The sequence below is a fragment of the Nocardioides sp. JCM 18998 genome (genome assembly GCF_055391535.1).
The window spans coordinates 2,201,615-2,217,084 of the sequence record NZ_AP043886.1; the positions used below are offsets into that span (position 1 = coordinate 2,201,615).

At 72.4% G+C, this 15,470-nt stretch carries 15 protein-coding genes; 10 read left to right on the forward strand and 5 right to left on the reverse strand.

The features are described from left to right. The first annotated feature begins 56 nt into the window (after window positions 1–56). From ACZ5L9_RS10275 to ACZ5L9_RS10315, 9 genes are read left to right on the forward strand one after another with little or no spacing between them, the layout of a single operon-like run. Window positions 57–1,133, forward strand: coding sequence for a Gfo/Idh/MocA family protein (locus ACZ5L9_RS10275; RefSeq protein ID WP_464527320.1), 1,077 nt, complete (start codon window positions 57–59; stop codon window positions 1,131–1,133). Further along, the gene (locus tag ACZ5L9_RS10280) at window positions 1,130–2,179 is read left to right on the forward strand and encodes an NAD-dependent epimerase/dehydratase family protein (RefSeq protein WP_464527321.1); all 1,050 of its coding nucleotides are present in this window, start codon (window positions 1,130–1,132) and stop codon (window positions 2,177–2,179) included. The genes ACZ5L9_RS10275 and ACZ5L9_RS10280 overlap by 4 nt, the downstream gene beginning before the upstream one ends. After that, window positions 2,176–3,300 (forward strand): DegT/DnrJ/EryC1/StrS family aminotransferase, encoded by a 1,125-nt coding sequence (locus ACZ5L9_RS10285; protein WP_464527323.1) that lies wholly within the window; start codon window positions 2,176–2,178, stop codon window positions 3,298–3,300. Before ACZ5L9_RS10280 ends, ACZ5L9_RS10285 begins: the two co-directional genes overlap by 4 nt. After that, entirely contained in the window at window positions 3,297–3,941 is a 645-nt protein-coding gene (locus ACZ5L9_RS10290) for a NeuD/PglB/VioB family sugar acetyltransferase (RefSeq protein ID WP_464527325.1), read from the forward strand. The genes ACZ5L9_RS10285 and ACZ5L9_RS10290 overlap by 4 nt, the downstream gene beginning before the upstream one ends. Then, window positions 3,938–5,062 carry a DegT/DnrJ/EryC1/StrS family aminotransferase gene (locus ACZ5L9_RS10295; protein WP_464527327.1) on the forward strand — a complete coding sequence of 375 codons (1,125 nt, stop codon included), beginning with the start codon at window positions 3,938–3,940 and terminating at the stop codon, window positions 5,060–5,062. Before ACZ5L9_RS10290 ends, ACZ5L9_RS10295 begins: the two co-directional genes overlap by 4 nt. Before the next feature lies 1 nt (window position 5,063). Beyond that, on the forward strand, window positions 5,064–6,131 hold the full coding sequence (locus ACZ5L9_RS10300) for a glycosyltransferase family 2 protein (protein WP_464527329.1): 1,068 nt from the start codon (window positions 5,064–5,066) through the stop codon (window positions 6,129–6,131). After that, window positions 6,128–7,579, forward strand: coding sequence for an oligosaccharide flippase family protein (locus ACZ5L9_RS10305; RefSeq protein WP_464527330.1), 1,452 nt, complete (start codon window positions 6,128–6,130; stop codon window positions 7,577–7,579). The genes ACZ5L9_RS10300 and ACZ5L9_RS10305 overlap by 4 nt, the downstream gene beginning before the upstream one ends. Then, the gene (locus tag ACZ5L9_RS10310) at window positions 7,576–8,805 is read left to right on the forward strand and encodes a rhamnosyltransferase WsaF family glycosyltransferase (protein WP_464527332.1); all 1,230 of its coding nucleotides are present in this window, start codon (window positions 7,576–7,578) and stop codon (window positions 8,803–8,805) included. Before ACZ5L9_RS10305 ends, ACZ5L9_RS10310 begins: the two co-directional genes overlap by 4 nt. Further along, window positions 8,802–10,031 carry a glycosyltransferase family 4 protein gene (locus ACZ5L9_RS10315; protein ID WP_464527334.1) on the forward strand — a complete coding sequence of 410 codons (1,230 nt, stop codon included), beginning with the start codon at window positions 8,802–8,804 and terminating at the stop codon, window positions 10,029–10,031. The genes ACZ5L9_RS10310 and ACZ5L9_RS10315 overlap by 4 nt, the downstream gene beginning before the upstream one ends. Here the strand turns inward: ACZ5L9_RS10315 and ACZ5L9_RS10320 are convergent. Beyond that, window positions 9,961–10,860, reverse strand: coding sequence for a glycosyltransferase family 2 protein (locus tag ACZ5L9_RS10320; protein WP_464527335.1), 900 nt, complete (start codon window positions 10,858–10,860; stop codon window positions 9,961–9,963). The two genes, ACZ5L9_RS10315 and ACZ5L9_RS10320, sit on opposite strands and share 71 nt — an antisense overlap. Before the next feature lie 67 nt (window positions 10,861–10,927). On the opposite strand from ACZ5L9_RS10320, the gene ACZ5L9_RS10325 reads away from it, so the two are divergent. Continuing rightward, window positions 10,928–12,139 (forward strand): glycosyltransferase family 4 protein, encoded by a 1,212-nt coding sequence (locus ACZ5L9_RS10325; protein ID WP_464527337.1) that lies wholly within the window; start codon window positions 10,928–10,930, stop codon window positions 12,137–12,139. Here ACZ5L9_RS10325 and ACZ5L9_RS10330 read toward each other — a convergent pair. Genes ACZ5L9_RS10330 through ACZ5L9_RS10345 form a run of 4 tightly spaced genes read right to left on the reverse strand, consistent with a single transcriptional unit; the run spans window position 12,128 to window position 15,439 of the window. Beyond that, the gene (locus ACZ5L9_RS10330; RefSeq protein WP_464527339.1) at window positions 12,128–12,865 is read right to left on the reverse strand and encodes a PHP domain-containing protein; all 738 of its coding nucleotides are present in this window, start codon (window positions 12,863–12,865) and stop codon (window positions 12,128–12,130) included. The genes ACZ5L9_RS10325 and ACZ5L9_RS10330 overlap by 12 nt on opposite strands. Further along, complete coding sequence (locus ACZ5L9_RS10335) at window positions 12,862–14,079, reverse strand: hypothetical protein (protein WP_464527340.1); 1,218 nt, start codon at window positions 14,077–14,079, stop codon at window positions 12,862–12,864. The genes ACZ5L9_RS10330 and ACZ5L9_RS10335 overlap by 4 nt, the downstream gene beginning before the upstream one ends. Next, on the reverse strand, window positions 14,076–14,741 hold the full coding sequence (locus tag ACZ5L9_RS10340; RefSeq protein ID WP_464527342.1) for a polysaccharide deacetylase family protein: 666 nt from the start codon (window positions 14,739–14,741) through the stop codon (window positions 14,076–14,078). The genes ACZ5L9_RS10335 and ACZ5L9_RS10340 overlap by 4 nt, the downstream gene beginning before the upstream one ends. 17 nt (window positions 14,742–14,758) lie before the next feature. Continuing rightward, complete coding sequence (locus tag ACZ5L9_RS10345; protein WP_464527345.1) at window positions 14,759–15,439, reverse strand: hypothetical protein; 681 nt, start codon at window positions 15,437–15,439, stop codon at window positions 14,759–14,761. Window positions 15,440–15,470 lie beyond the last annotated feature (31 nt).

Here is a 15,470-nt window from a genome sequence, read left to right on the forward strand (position 1 = left end):
GGGATAGCCGCCCGGGCCGCCCCTGTTCCACTGCGACGATTCGATTCGATGAGGTCATGACCGCAGAGACAAGCGCCCCACTGGGAGTGGCCGTGGTCGGTGCCGGCTACTGGGGCCCGAACCTGGTCCGCAACTTCCGCAACAGCCCCGCGTGGACCCTCCTCGCCGTGTGCGATCTCGACCTCGACCGGGCCCGGGAGGTGGTCGGTCCGCAGAGCGGGATCGAGGTGACCGACGACCTCGCCGCGCTGCTCGCCCGCGACGACGTGGACGCGATCGCGATCGCCACCCCCGCCCGTACGCACCGCCCACTCGCCGAGCAGGCGCTGCGCGCCGGCAAGCACGTGCTGGTGGAGAAGCCGCTCGCCGACGGCGTGGAGGCGGGCCGCGCGATGGTGGAGTTCGCCGCCGCCAACGAGCTGGTGCTGATGACCGATCACACGTTCTGCTACACGCCGGTCGTGCAGAAGATCCGCGAGCTGGTCGCGGACGGCTCGCTCGGCGAGCTGCTCTTCGTCGACTCGGTCCGGATCAACCTCGGCCTGGTCCAGCCCGACGTCGACGTCTTCTGGGACCTGGCGCCGCACGACCTCTCCATCCTCGACTATGTGCTGCCCGGCGGACTGCAGCCCAAGGGCGTCTCGGCCCAGGGTGCGGATCCGCTCAACGCGGGCAAGTCCTGTCTCGGCTACCTGACGCTGCCGCTGGAGTGCGGCGCGATGGCCCACGTCCACGTCAACTGGCTCAGCCCCACCAAGATCCGCCAGATGGTGATCGGCGGCAGCAAGCGGACCCTGGTCTGGGACGACCTCAACCCGCAGCAGCGACTCAGCGTCTTCGACCGCGGGGTCGACCTGATCCAGCAGAGCGTGGACAGCGCCGATCGGCGGACCGCCTCGATCAACTACCGCCTCGGCGACACCTGGGCACCTGCGCTGCCCGAGCGCGAGGCGCTCGGGCAGATGGTGGGGGAGTTCGCCGCGGCGATCCGCGAGCGGCGCGCCCCGGCCACCGACGGCGCCGCAGGCCTGCGGGTGCTGTCGGTCCTGGAGGCCGCCCAGACCAGCCTGCGGGCGCACGGCGCGCTGGTCGAGGTCGTCACCCCGGAGCCGGCTCTGGAGATCGTCCGATGAGCGAGGGGAGCGAGCGAGTGATCCCGAGCGGTGCGGCCACCCCTCTCGACGGTGCCGAGGTGCTGGTCACCGGCGGTGCCGGCACGATCGGCTCGACCCTCGTCGACCAGCTGCTCGACGCCGGCGCCGCGAGCGTCGTGGTCCTCGACAACCTGGTCCGCGGTCGCCGCGCGAACCTCGACGACGCGCTCGCCACCGGCCGGGCCCGCCTGGTCACCGGAGACATCGGCGACCGCGACCTGGTCCACGACCTCACCCGCGGCAAGGACCTCGTCTTCCACCAGGCCGCGATCCGGATCACCCAGTGCGCCGAGGAGCCGCGGCTGGCCCTGGAGGTGCTGGTCGACGGCACCTTCAACGTCGTCGAGGCGGCGGCCGCGTCGAAGGTCGACAAGCTCGTCTACGCCTCGTCGGCCTCGGTCTACGGTCTGGCCGACGAGTTCCCCACGCCGGAGCGCCACCATCACCACCACAACGACACGCTCTACGGGGCCGCGAAGTCGTTCAACGAGGGTCTGGTGCGCAGCTTCCACGCGATGAGCGGGCTCGACTACGTCGGGCTGCGCTACTTCAACGTCTACGGGCCGCGGATGGACGTCCACGGGCTCTACACCGAGGTGCTGGTCCGCTGGATGGAGCGGATCGCGGACGGCCGGCCGCCGCTGATCTTCGGCGACGGACAGCAGACGATGGACTTCGTCTGCGTCCCCGACATCGCGCGCGCCAACGTGCTGGCCGCCGCGAGTCCGATGACCGAGGGCGTCTACAACATCGCCAGCGGCACCGAGACCTCGCTGCTGGAGCTGGCCGAGGCGCTGCTGCGGGTGATGGGCCCCGAGGGCGGCAGCCTGGGCGTCGAGCACGGCCCCGAGCGTGCCGTCAACGGTGTCACTCGCCGACTCGCCGACATCGGCGCGGCCCGGCGTGACCTCGGCTGGGCGCCGACGATCGGGCTCGAGGACGGGCTGCGACTGCTCGTCGAGTGGTGGCGGCCGCTGCGCGCCGAGATCGCCGCCGGTCGCTCCGACGAGGCGGTTGCGTCGTGAGCAGGGTCAACGTGATGCAGCCGTGGCTCGGCGAGGAGGAGGTCGCCGCGGTCGCCGAGGTGCTGCGCTCGGGCTGGGTGGCCCAGGGGCCGCGCGTGGCCGCCTTCGAGGAGGCCTTCGCCACCGCGATGGACAGCCGGTACGCCGTCGCCACCTCGTCATGCACGAGCGCGCTGCACCTCGCACTGGTCGTCGCCGGGATCGGCCGCGACCAGGACGTGGTCGTCCCCTCCTTCTCCTTCGTCGCCACCGCCAACGCGCCGACCTACGTCGGCGCCCGCCCGGTCTTCGCCGACGTCGACCCGGTCACCGGAAACCTCACCGCCGAGACCGTACGGGCGGCGCTGACGCCGGCCACGACAGCGGTGATCGCCGTCGACCAGGGCGGGGCGCCGGTCGACCTGGCGTCGATCCGCGAGGTGTGCGACCCGCTCGGGATCGTGGTGGTCGAGGACGCCGCGTGCGGCGCCGGCTCGACCTATCGCGGCCGGCCGGTCGGCGCGGGCGCCGAGATCGCGGCCTGGTCCTTCCACCCGCGCAAGATCCTCACCACCGGCGAGGGCGGCATGCTCACCACCGTGCGCCCGGACTGGGCCGAGCGGGCCCGTCGGCTGCGCGAGCACGCGATGAGCGTCTCGGCCGCGGCGCGGCACGGCAGCGTGCTGGCACCGCCGGAGGAGTACGGCGAGATCGGCTTCAACTACCGGATGACCGACCTGCAGGCCGCCGTCGGGCTGGTCCAGCTCGGCCGGCTGCCGGAGGCGGTCGCCCGCCGCCGGGAGCTGGCCGCTGTCTACGCCAAGGCGATCGGCGAGATCGACGGGCTGCGCGCCGTCGCCGACCCGGCCTGGGGGACGAGCAACTTCCAGTCGTTCTGGGTCGAGGTGGGCGCGGGCTTCCCGCTGGATCGCGAGGGCCTGATGGCCGCTCTGGCCGCGGCCGGGATCTCGGCGCGGCGCGGGATCATGGCGGCCCACCGCCAGCCCGCCCATCGGGCGGACGTCTCCCTGCCCGCCACCGAGCGGCTCACCGACACGACGGTGATCTTGCCGCTCTTCCACGAGCTGTCCGAGTCCGAGCAGGCCCGGGTGGTCGACGTACTGCGAGAGGTGTCGCGATGAGCGCCGTCGTGCTGGTTGGAGCGAGCGGGCTGGCCCGCGAGGTGTTGATGGTCGTCCGGGATCGGTACGACGACGTCGTCGTGGTCGACGACGACCCGCAGCGGTGGGGCACCCGGATCCACGGGGCCCTGGTCATCGGGCCGCCCTCGGCGGCGGCCGAGCCGGACGCGGGTGATCTGGTGGTCTGCCTCGGCTCGGGACACGACCGACGCCGGATGGTCGAGCGGCTGGCGACGATGGGCGTGACCTCGGAGCGCTTCCCCGCGGTGGTCGACCCGTCCGTACGGATCCCGGCGACGTGCCTCGTCGGCCCGGGCTCGATCCTGCTGGCCGGCGTGGTGCTCACGTGCGACGTCTACCTCCACCGGCACGTGGTGGTGATGCCGAACGTCACCCTCACCCATGACAACGTGATCGGCGACTACGCCACCCTCTGCGCCGGGGTCGCACTCGGCGGCCGGGTGACGGTCGGTCCCGCGGCCTACCTCGGGATGAACGCCAGCGTGCGCCAGGACGTCGCCGTCGGAGCCGGAGCGGTCCTCGGCATGGGCGCGGTCCTGCTGCGCGACCTACCGCCGGGGGAGACCTGGACGGGCGTCCCCGCCGCGCACCACGTGATGCCGAAGGAGCTGGTCCGATGACGACCCAGCGTCCCGTGCGGGTGCCCTTCTTGGACCTGGGGGCCCAGCACGCCGAGATCGCCGACGAGGTCCGGCACGGCCTCGAGGAGGTCTTCGAGCGCACCGCGTTCGTCGGCGGTCCGCAGGTCACGGCCTTCGAGGAGGAGTACGCCTCCTTCATCGGGGTCAGCGACTGCGTCGGCGTGGCCAACGGCACCGACGCCCTCGAGCTGGCGATGCGCGCGGTCGGGGTGCGCCCGGGCGGCGAGGTCATCCTGCCGGCGAACACCTTCATCGCGACCGCCGAGGCGGTCTCGGCGATCGGGGCGGTACCCGTGCCGGTCGACGTCCGCGAGGAGGACCTGCTGATCGACCCGGCGGCGGTCGAGCGCGCCGTCACCGAGCGGACGCAGGCGATCGTCCCGGTCCACCTCTTCGGCCAGACCGCCGCGATCGAGGAGCTGGCGCCGCTGGCGGCGGCCGCCGGAGTGCCGCTGATCGAGGACGCCGCCCAGGCGCAGGGTGCGCGCCGCAACGGCCGGTCCGCCGGCTCCCTGGGGGTCGTCGCCGCGACCAGCTTCTACCCGGGCAAGAACCTCGGCGCCGCCGGCGATGCCGGCGCGGTGCTGACCGACGACAGCCAGATCGCGGTGCGGGTCCGGGTGCTCGCGGCGCACGGCTCGCCGGAGAAGTACGTGCACGACGTGGTGGGCCGCAACTCCCGCCTCGACACCCTCCAGGCCGTCTACCTGCGTGCCAAGCTCGGCCGGCTGGAGAAGTGGAACGAGCTGCGTCGGCAGGTCGCCGACCGCTATGCGCAGCTCCTCACAGACGTGCCAGGCGTCCTCGTGCCTCGAACGGCCCCCGTGAACGAGGACGCCTGGCACTTGTACGTGATCCGGGTTGCGGACCGCGACGGCGTCGCGGCCGCCCTCGCCGAGGCGGGGGTGGGGACCGGGGTGCACTACCCGACGCCGGTCCACCTCACCGGTGCGTACGCCCACCTCGGGCTCGGTCCCGGCACCTGTCCGGTCGCCGAGCGGGCGGCGGGGCAGATCCTGTCCCTGCCGATGCACCCGCACCTGCGCCTCGAGGAGCAGGAGTATGTCGTCGCGGCGCTGCGGGACGCGCTGGGGGACTGAGATGCGACGCCTGCGACCCGTCGCGCTGCGGACGCGACCGCGCGCCTCGGTCGTCATCCCCTGCTACAACTACGGCCACTTCCTCCCCGATGCGGTGGCCTCGGCACTGGACCAGTCCGGCGTCGACGTCGACGTGCTCATCGTCGACGACTGCTCGACCGACGACAGCGCCGCCGTCGCCCAGCGGTTGGCGGCCGCTGACCCGCGGGTCGACGTCCTGCTGCACGAGACCAACCGGGGACACATCCAGACCTACAACGACGGCCTCGCCAAGGTCACGGGCGATTACGTGGTGCTCCTCTCGGCGGACGACCTGCTGACGAAGGACGCGCTGACCAGGGCGCTCGCGCTGATGGAGGCCCTGCCGAAGGTCGGGCTGGTGTACGGATGGGCCCAGTCGTTCGAGGAGGCGCCGCCGCTCGACGTCGGCCGGATGCGCAGCTGGAGCGTGTGGGACGGCGAGGAGTGGCTGCAGCTGGCGACGAAGCGCGGCCGGTGCTTCCTCTCGAGCCCGGAGGCCGTGATGCGGCGCGAGGCCCTCGAGCAGACCGACGGGTACGACCCGCGGCTCCCGCACTCGGGCGACTTCGACATGTGGCTGCGCACGGCCGCGCGATGGGACATCGCTCGGGTGAACGGCCCCACGCAGGCCTTCTACCGCGTGCACGCGAGCAACATGCACCTCACGACGTACAACGGCTGGCTCACCGACCTGACCGCACGCCGACTCACCTTCGACATCCTGTTCGACGAGCGCATCCCCCCGAGCGGAGCGGCATTGCGCCGGATGCACCCGCTCGCCCGGCGTGCACTCGCCCGGGAGGCGCTCCGGCGAGGCATGCGAGCGCAGCGGGATTCCGCCGACCCGGCACACGGTCGGGAGGAGCTTGCGGCCTTCCGCGACTTCGCCCTCGAGACCGACCCGACGATCGAGCGGACCTGGTGGTGGCGCGTCGCCGCGCGACCCGCGGTCGGGGCAGCCCCGTTCGGGCGGTCCGGCGCAGGTCGTGTCACGGCGCGTGTGCGCGACCACCTCGAGTGGCGCCGTCGGCGTCGGTACGGAACGTGACCGCCACCGTGACCGAGCAGACCGTCGCTCGGGCCGCCGCCCGCGGCCTGGGTTGGTCGCTGCTCGGCAACCTCGGCGTGCGTCTGCTCAACGTCGCCAGCAGTGTGGTGATGGCCCGCCTGATCGCGCCGCAGGAGTTCGGGGTCTTCGCGGTCGCGCTCACGGTCTGGACGATCGTCGGGACCATCGCCGAGTTCGGTCTCGGCTCCGACCTGGTTCGCACGCCGGACGTCGATCGTCTGATCCCGACCGTCTCGACGCTCTCCGTCGGCTTCTGCGTGGCCCTGGCGGCGGTCATGGCGGCCACGGCGGCGCCGCTGTCCGCGGGGTTCGGCACGACCGACTCCGAGGGCACGATCCGGCTGCTCGCCGTGAGCACCGCGCTGTCCGGGTTCGCCGTGGTGCCGAACGCGCTGCTGCAGCGGGAGTTCCGTCAGCGCGCCATCACGGTGGCGATGGTCGCGTCGACGACGCTCGGCATGGTCGTGATGATCACCGCCGCCAGGGCGGGTGGAGGCGCTGCGGCGCTCGCCTGGGGCCAGATCGTCGGGCAGGTCGCGCTGGTGGGACTCCTCTCCGTCGCGGTGCGGCGCCGGCCCCTCTTCGGATGGAACCCGGCGGTGGCGCGCGGTGCCGTGGCGTTCGGTCTGCCCCTGGCCTCGGCGAACCTCGTCTCCTGGCTGCTCCTCACGGTCGACAACGTCATCGTGGCGCGCCGGCTGGGACCGGTCGAGCTGGGCTTCTACGCACTCGCCTTCAACATCTCATCGTGGCCGATGTCGGCCGTCGGCGTCGCGATCAGGTCCGTGGCGCTGCCGGCGTTCTCGAGGCTGGGAGCTCCGCGCCAGGCGTGCGGAGTCCTCGCCGGCCTGCTCGCCCCTGTCAGCTGTCTGGCCGCGCTGCTGTCCTTGGGGCTGGCCACGCTCGCCGGCCCGTTGGTGGCCCTGCTGTACGGAGCGGACTGGTCGGCGGCAGCGGCACCACTGGTCGGGCTGGCGATCTTCGGCGGTCTGCGGGTGCTCCTCGACCTCACCGCGACCTTCCTCATCGCGCTCGGGCGTACGCGCGACGTGCTCGTCGTCCAGCTCATCTGGCTGGTGGCGATGGTGCCCGCGATGCTCGTCGGTGTCGGTCGCTTCGGTCTCAGCGGCGCCGGCTGGGCGCACGTGGTCGTCGCGGCCGGGGTCGTCGGGCCGGCGTACCTGGTCTGCCTGCGCCGGCTCGGCGGTCGCCCCATCGCGCTCGTGCGCGCCGTCGCCGTGCCGGTGGCAGCGGCCATTCCCGCCATCGCGGTCTGCACGTGGATCGGTGGCCTGAGCGGCCCCCCGGTCCTGCTGATCGGCATCGGCGCCGTCCTGGGCGTCGTGCTGTACGCCGCGCCCACGGTGCCGCTGTGGTGGCGGACCGTGGCGCAGGTGCGATCCCCGGCTGTGGAGGCGGCCGCATGAGGGCCGAGGACGCCCTGCGGATCCCCACCCGTGTCCGGCAGCTCGGCGCTCGGGAGACCGCGCGCCGCGTCGTGCGCCGGCTGGCGAGTCGGATGGAGCTGGAGGAGCTCGCCTTCCCGCTGCTGCCGCAGGATGTGGCCGACTCGACGCTCGTCCGGGCCGGGCGTGACGGGGCCGTGTGGGCGCCTCGCGCCGAGGACGGTCCGCTCACGGTCGGCTGGCTGTGCACGCCGCCGAGCCGAGGCTCGGGCGGTCACACCACGATGTTCCGCATGATCGCGGCGATCGAGCGGGCCGGGCATCGCTGCGTCGTCCTGCTCTACGACCGGCACGGTGGCGATCCCGCTGGCCAGGCCGCGGTGATCCGCGCCGGCTGGCCGTGGATCGAGGCCGAGGTGCGGTCCGTCTCCGCGGGCTTCGACGGGATCGACGTCTGCGTCGCCACCGGCTGGCCGACGGCGCACGTGCTCGCGTCCCGTGCGCCGAGCACCATGTCCTGCGCGTATTTCATCCAGGACTACGAGCCGTTCTTCTACGCTCACGGATCGGAGTACGAACTGGCGGCGGACACCTACCGGTTCGGCTTCACCAACATCGCGCTGGGCGAGATGGTGCGCCGGCGGCTGATGAGCGAGCTCGGCGTCGACGCGCACATGGTCCCGTTCTCGGTCGACACCTCCGTCTACGGGCTGACGAACCGCGGACCGAGATCCGGCGTCGTCCTCTATGCCAAGCCCGACGTCCCGCGCCGCGGCTATCGCCTCGCCGCCCGGGCGCTGGAGGAGTTCCACGCACGCTGCCCGGAGCAGGAGATCCACGTCTACGGCGCCCCGGTACCGGACATCGGCGTCCCGGTGATCCGGCACGGCAGCCTGAGCCCGGCCGAGCTGAACGCGCTCTACAACCGCTGCATCGCGGGCTTCGCGCTGTCGTTCACGAACATCTCGCTCGTCGCCGAGGAGATGCTGGCCGCCGGTTGCCTGCCCGTCGTCAACGACTCGCCCGACTCCCGCGCCGATCTCGATCACCCGTCCGTCGTCTGGGCGCCGCCGACGCCGCACGCGCTGGCCACGGCGCTCGAGCGCGCTGTGAGCAGCGCAGGGCCGGACGACGCGCTGCGCGCCGCGGCCGGGGTGCGCAGCGACGACTGGGAGTCGACCGGACTCCAGGTCGTCGGGCTCCTCCTCGCCGAGCACGGTGCCCGTCTGGGTGCGAGCCCGTCGTGACCGAGCCGGGAGCGGCCCCGCCGCAGGGCCTCGGGGTGAGCCGTCGTCCCCGGGTCCTCGTCCTGAGCATGCAGGACCTCACGGCCTCGCAGGAGCGGGCCGGAGAGCGGGCCGGAGAGCAGGCAGGAGAGCAGCGTGGACCCGGCGGTCCTCTGCCGTACGGGATGGACGGCCTGCGGCGGGACTGCGATCTGGTGTGGACCGATGGCCAGCGACGCGGACTGTGGGCCGGGCCGGTGGGGCACAAGGGTGGTGCGCTCGCCCGTCGGCTGGTCCCGGGTCTGCAGGGCGCGGTCGGGGCCGCCTATGCCCTGCCACAGGCCTCTCGGGTCGACGCGGTGCTGTCGGTGTTCGAGAACGTCGGACTCGGTCTCGGTGTCCTCGGTCGCTTCCTGCCGAGGTCCGTGCGGGTCCCACACGTCCTCATGGCCTGTTGGCTCGCCGAGGACGTGACGACCATGTCGTCCCTGGAGCGCTCGTCGGTGTCGTGGGCGCTCCGCGGGGTGGACCGGGTCCTGGTGTTCTCCTCCAACCAGCGCGCCCTGCTCGCCGAGGGCTTCGGCTATCCCGTCGAGCGGATCCGCGTGGTGCCCTTCGGCGTCGACGTCGACTACTACGACGCCGCCCACGTCGAGGTGCCGGCAGGGGGTGGGGGCGTCGTGGCGGTGGGCAGCGACTCACGGCGCGACTACGCGACGCTGTTCGAGGCGGCGCGCCGTGCCGCGCTGCCGATGACGGTGGCGTGCCACCCCCGCAACGTCGCCGGGCTGAGCGTGCCGCGAGAGGTCACGATCGTCACCGGGGTGTTCGACGACGACTATCGACGACTGCTCCACGGCGCCGATGTCGTGGTCACGCCGACCACTGCTCCGGCCTACCCGAGCGGACAGAGTGTCGTCCTCGAGGCGATGGCCATGGGGCGAGCGACCGTGACCACGGACTCCGCGGCGATGCGTGAGTACGTCCGTCCCGATGTCGACGGGATCCTGGTCCCGCCCGGAGCTCCTGACCTGCTCGCGGCGGCCCTCCAGGGCCTCCTCGGCGACCGCCGTCGCGCGAGCGTGCTCGCGGCGAGCGGGGCGCAGCGTGTCCGCTCGGCGTTCACCTTCGAGCACCTGTGGAGTGCCGTCGCGGAGGCGTTGCCGGCGCCTCGGGCTAGCGCGGGATCAGGTCGGGCGGCAGGCCCAGCTCGGCCGGGCGCGCCGATCGCACCACCAGCGCCTTGATCGAGGCACGCGTGTACGGGTTGCCGCGGATCAGCCAGGAGATCTCGCTGATGATGCTCAACAGGTAGTAGACGGCCGACGGCACCACACCGTGACGACGACGGTAGAGCCGGACCCTGTTGAGGATCTGCATGGCGTGGATGCGAGGACTGCGACCGGACTGTCCGGCGAGATGAGTGGCCTCGGCCGCCGGCTCGTACCGGGTCAGGTAGCCGAGCTCACGGGCTCGGAGGCAGAAGTCGGTCTCCTCGGAGTAGAGGAAGTACGACTCGTCCCACCCGCCGACCGCGTCGTAGCAGGCCCGGGAGACGAGCAGGACCGCCCCGAGCACCCAGTCGCAGGTCTGGGGCTGCTCGTAGGCGGTGGTCTCGGTGACGTACTCGGCGAAGACGGCCAGGCCGGTGCTGCCGAGGCCCAGGTTCCGCGCGAGGGTGGGCTCGCGCCGCATCGAGGGCACCAGCGATCCGTCCTGGGCCAGGACCCGCGGCGCGACCACCCCGGTACCGGGGGTGGTGAGTGCCGCGAGGAGGACCGAGACCGACCGTGCTGCGAGGCGCACGTCGGGGTTGAGGATGAGGATCGGCCCGCGGGCGGTCGATGCCTCGACCCCGCGGTTGATCCCGGCGGCGTACCCGTCGTTCGGTGCCTGGACCAGCCGGCAGTCGGTCCGACGGGCCACGACGGACACGGTGTCGTCGGTGGAGGAGTTGTCGACGACGACGACGTCCGCGGTAGCCCCGTCCAGCGCCGCCGGGAGGGAGTCCAGCAGGTCGTCGATCACGTGCGCGCTGTTGTACGTCACGATCACGACCGCCAGATCCGCATCCACCTCGCGAGTGTATGGTCGGCGCCTCGTTCTGCCAGACGATTCGCCTGCTACGTACTACGGTTCGGGTATGGCGAAGGTGCTGCTGATCGCCCCCGGGGTCGATGGCACCGACGTCGGCGAGGCCTGGGTCGGCTACCAGTGGGCGAAGCGCCTCGGCGCCCGCCACGAGGTCACCCTCCTCACCCACCGGAAGCGTGGACGCCCCTCGGCCGTCCCGCAGCTCCCCGAGGTGGAGGTCGTCGAGTTCGCGGAGCCGGGGTGGCTCGCACGGCCCGAGCGCTTCAGCAGCCTGGTGAAGCCCTGGTACCCGCGGTTCTACCGGAAGAGCCTCGCGTGGGTGCGCGAGGCCCAGCGCGCAGGGCGCCACTTCGACGTCGCGCACCAGCCCACCCCCGTGGCCATGAGGTACCCGTCGCCCCTGGCCCGCACCGGCATCCCGTACGTCATCGGCCCGGTCGGTGGAAGCCTGACGACACCGGCGGGCTTCCGGGCCGAGGAGACGGCGCCGTGGTACGTCGGTCTGCGGCGTCTCGATGCGGTGCGGCTGCGCGCCGATCCCGTGCTGCGGCGCAGCTTCCGTGACGCGGGGCTGGTCCTCGGCATCGCGCCCTACGTCGCGGAGCTGCTCGCCCCCGCCGGGATCCGGCGGTTCGAGGCGATGAACGACACCGGGGTCGACGCGCTGCCGGCTCCTCCCGATCGCGACGACACACCCGGCGTGATCAGGCTCCTCTTCGTCGGGCGGCTGATCCGCACCAAGGGCGTACGGGACGCGATCCGCGCGATGGCGCAGCTCACCGATCTTCCGCTGGAGCTCGACGTCGTCGGGGCAGGCTTCGACGAGACCGAGTGCCGACGGCTCGCGGTCGACCTCGGCGTGGCCGGCCGGGTCACCTTCCACGGGCAGGTGCCGCGCGATGCGGTGGCCGACTTCTATCGGCGTGCCGACGTCTTCGTCTTCCCCAGCTATCGCGAGCCCGGCGGAACCGCGCCGTACGAGGCGCTCTCCTTCGGGCTGCCGGTGATCGCCGCCGACCGGGGTGGGCCGGCCGTCGCCGTCACCCCCGAGTGCGGGATCCTCGTCACGCCTCGGGACCCCGAGCAGTACGCCACCGACCTGGCCGCGGCGGTGCGCAGGCTGGCCGTCGACGACGAGCTCCGCCGGACCCTGGGGCGGGGCGCCCGCGAGCGGGCCGCTGCGGTCGCCGTCTGGGAGCCACGCATCCTGCGGATGGAGCGTCTGTACGCCGAGGTGCTCGGCGTCGACTCACTTCCCTGAGCGCAGCAGCGAGACCGAGCGCGAGGCGGCCCGCCGACCGCGATCGACGGCGGTCAGCGCGACGGCCCGCGGGCCCTGGGCCCAGTGCGACACCGGCGTCCTGAGGAAGGTCGGGGTGACGGCTCCGCTCCTGAGTGCCTCGACCAGGGACTCAGGCGACGGGGAGCCGGCGACGTGCAGGTCCGTGGCCAGGGGTGCGAGCTGGCGACGACGATGGAAGTCGAGTGAGGCGACGCCCGGTACCCGGTACGCGGTCGAGACCCTCTGTCCGGGTTCCGAGGGACGCAGGCCGTCGTACTTGCGGTTCCAGACCTCGACCCCGGAGAGCAGCGGCAGCCACGCCGGGTCGAACACCCGGTCGGCATGTCGCCGTGCCGGATGCGCCCAGATGGCCGCACCGCCGAGGTCGCGGACGGTGCCGAGGAGATCGGGCACGGTCACCGGGTCGCCGAGATGGGGCAGGTCGCCCCACGTCGGCACGTGGATGACGTTGTCCGCGTCGCGGTACTCGAGGCCGGGGACGACGATGAACTCCGGGGAGCTCAGGGTGGCGCACAACGCGCGGTACTCCGCCCACCGGCTCGGATCGAGGCTCTGTGCGTGCTCGGCCGTCAGCATGGCGCCGTAGCCGCGACGGTGCAGCGCCTCGGCGATCTGCCGCAGGGTCCAGGTGCCGTCGAACGACCAGTCGCTGTGGACGTGCAGCGCCGCGCGGACGACACTCACGATCGGGGCCTGCGGGGGACGACGGACATCAGCGTCTGCCAGACGTCGGCGACGAAGACCCGGAGGTGTCCGCGGCGGAGGTTGTAGAACCGCGTCTGCCGGGAGACGCCGAGGACGGCCCGCACGGCCTCCGACGTGGTCGGGTACGCGACCAGGTCCGGCGGGACGGGCTGCCCGAGGCGGGTCCGTCGCCGGATCTCCCGCCGGCCACGGACGACGAAGGCGAGATGGAGGAGCTCACGCCCGACGTGACGTGCCGTGAGGGGAGGAGCGTCGGAGACGTCCGTCGATGCCACGGAGGCACCCGTCGTCGCCTCGACCGCCCAGCCCGGGTAGTGCAGCCCGCGACCCGTGGCGAGCGCCATGCTGCCCCAGGCCCGGCCATTGAGCTCCATGAACCACGGCGTCCCGGCGCCGTCCTCGAGGAGCTCGACCATGAACAGACCCTCCCACGAGCAGTCCTTGAGGAGGCGGAGCACGCCGTCGGCGAGCTCGGGCGCCGGCGTCCGGGAGCGGCAGGCGCTCGAGCCGGATCCGCTCGGGTTCATCATCCGGATCCGTTCGTGGCCGCTCAGCGTGCCGGGCTGGCCGGCGTGTGCGTACCCGAAGACTCCCGTCCCGATTCCCGACAGTGCGGGCTGCACCAGCACGCACTCCGTCCGACGAGCGAGGTCGACACGCAGCTCCTCGCACGAGGTGACGTAGGCGGCCGAGCCCTTCGAGAGACGATCCGAGCCGGTCTCGAGCGCCGTCGCCGGCTTGACGATCCACGGTCCGGGAAACGCCGGCATCGCCTCGGCGCCGACATCGACGACCAGGGTCGGGGGGACCGGGATCCCCGAGCGCTCGGCCAGCTCGATCTGCAGTCGCTTGTCGGTGGCGAGGACGGCGTTGGCGCCGGTCGGTCCGACGACGACCATCTCGGGGTCGTGGGAGGCGACTGCGGCGATCACGACGACGGCGGCGTCATCGAGAGGCATCAGCGGCGGCCGGCCGAGCCTCAGCGCGGCGGCAGCGACGTCGGCGACGCATCCGGTGACGCTCTCCTCCGGCGCTCGCACCTCGATGATCCGCACCCGGCGGTCGTGCCGGATCGGCGGTCGACGGCCCGTGCGGGTGAGCGCATGCACCTCGTAGCCGCGATCGATGAGGTCCCAGATCGTCTCGATCGCGGCCAGCGACTCGGCGAAGCCCACCAGGATCCGTTGCCTCATCGAAGCCGCTTCAGCATCATCCGGGTCTGCGAGAGCAGATCGTCCGAGACGGAGACCGGCGCCAGGAGGGCGGCGACGTCCGCGACCGAGTCGTGGGACCGGACGCTGAAGCGCGGCTGCAGCCAGGCCCGCGGATCGGCGCTCGCCCGATCGCTGGTCATTACCTGCTCGTAGCCACGCTCGCGCAGTCCGCGCAGCACGCGGCGGTCGTAGAGCCCGAGCGGGCACGCGGCGCTGGTGACCGGACCGCCGGACGCCTCGGCGATCACCGACCGGGCTCGGTCGAACTCGTCGTCGGCGACGACCGCTCGCGCCTCACGCCACGAGCGGTGGTGCATGCCGTGCGACCCGATGCTCATCCCGGCGGCGCGCATCTCCCGGAGATCGGGGGAGGACAGGCTTCCCGCCTGGCCGATCCGTCCGGCGATCACGTAGAAGGTGCCCTGGAGATCGCGCTCGCGGAGTGCGGGCAGCCCGATCGCCACGTCGGACAGGTTCCCGTCGTCGAAGCTGAGCCGCACGTCGTCGCGGTCGGCGACGAGGTCGAGGATGGCGAGGAAGGTCGACTCGGTGATCCAGTACTCGTCCTCGCCCGGCTCGAGCAGGCGCTCTGCGGTGCCGATGCCGTGGAAGCACAGGTTCGTGACGCGTCGGGGATGCATGCGGATCTCTCTCTCGATCAGACTGCCGCGAGCCGACGCGATCGCTGTCGCGGCCGCGCCCGCGCGTGGAGTCGTCGCACGAGGCGGTCGAACCCGATGGTGAGCAGGATGCTGAGCCACACCCCGAGCAGCATGGCCACCGCCGCGGCGCGCGTCGGGTTCCCGTCCATCGCGAAGACCTGGGCCGAGTTGGGCGCTGAGAGCGTGGTGATCTGCGACTTCGTCGGGATGCCGTCGGAGTCCTGCGCGACGCGGAGGATGTGGTTGATGGAGGCCACGAGCTCCACCATGCGGCGCCGGGTCTCGTCGGGCGTCGGCGCGACGACCTCGACGTCGAGGACCGGGCGATCGAAGTTGACGGCCCACTGGCCGCCCGAGTTCGGCAGCTGCACCTGGTAGCCGTCACGGACGCCCTGGCCGACCAGTGTCGCGCCGGCGGACGCGGTCAGCGGCGACGGCAGTCCCTTGTTCATCTCCGCGGCGACGTAGCCGGCGATCGAGACCAGGCCACTCGCATTCGCCTCGATCGTGTTCGGCTGGCGCTGGGTCGCCGGCGCTACGAAGACCACGTCGGACTGGGACCAGTAGACGCCCACGTGGTGATGGATCCTGACGGCGACCGTCGCCGTGACGACCAAGCACAACGCCAGGACGTAGCAGCGGCGTCCGAGGACGCGAACCAGATCCGCCGTCGTCACGGCGATCCCACCTGACGCATGACGGCTTTGC

Excerpts from the sequence above, each read along its gene's own strand:
- ACZ5L9_RS10275 (WP_464527320.1), top strand. The coding sequence starts at position 57 with ATGACCGCAGAGACAAGCGCCCCACTGGGAGTGGCCGTGGTCGGTGCC.
- ACZ5L9_RS10280 (WP_464527321.1), top strand. The coding sequence starts at position 1,130 with ATGAGCGAGGGGAGCGAGCGAGTGATCCCGAGCGGTGCGGCCACCCCT.
- ACZ5L9_RS10290 (WP_464527325.1), top strand. The coding sequence starts at position 3,297 with ATGAGCGCCGTCGTGCTGGTTGGAGCGAGCGGGCTGGCCCGCGAGGTG.
- ACZ5L9_RS10295 (WP_464527327.1), top strand. The coding sequence starts at position 3,938 with ATGACGACCCAGCGTCCCGTGCGGGTGCCCTTCTTGGACCTGGGGGCC.
- ACZ5L9_RS10300 (WP_464527329.1), top strand. The coding sequence starts at position 5,064 with ATGCGACGCCTGCGACCCGTCGCGCTGCGGACGCGACCGCGCGCCTCG.
- ACZ5L9_RS10310 (WP_464527332.1), top strand. The coding sequence starts at position 7,576 with ATGAGGGCCGAGGACGCCCTGCGGATCCCCACCCGTGTCCGGCAGCTC.
- ACZ5L9_RS10325 (WP_464527337.1), top strand. The coding sequence starts at position 10,928 with ATGGCGAAGGTGCTGCTGATCGCCCCCGGGGTCGATGGCACCGACGTC.
- ACZ5L9_RS10335 (WP_464527340.1), bottom strand. The coding sequence starts at position 14,079 with ATGAGGCAACGGATCCTGGTGGGCTTCGCCGAGTCGCTGGCCGCGATC.
- ACZ5L9_RS10340 (WP_464527342.1), bottom strand. The coding sequence starts at position 14,741 with ATGCATCCCCGACGCGTCACGAACCTGTGCTTCCACGGCATCGGCACC.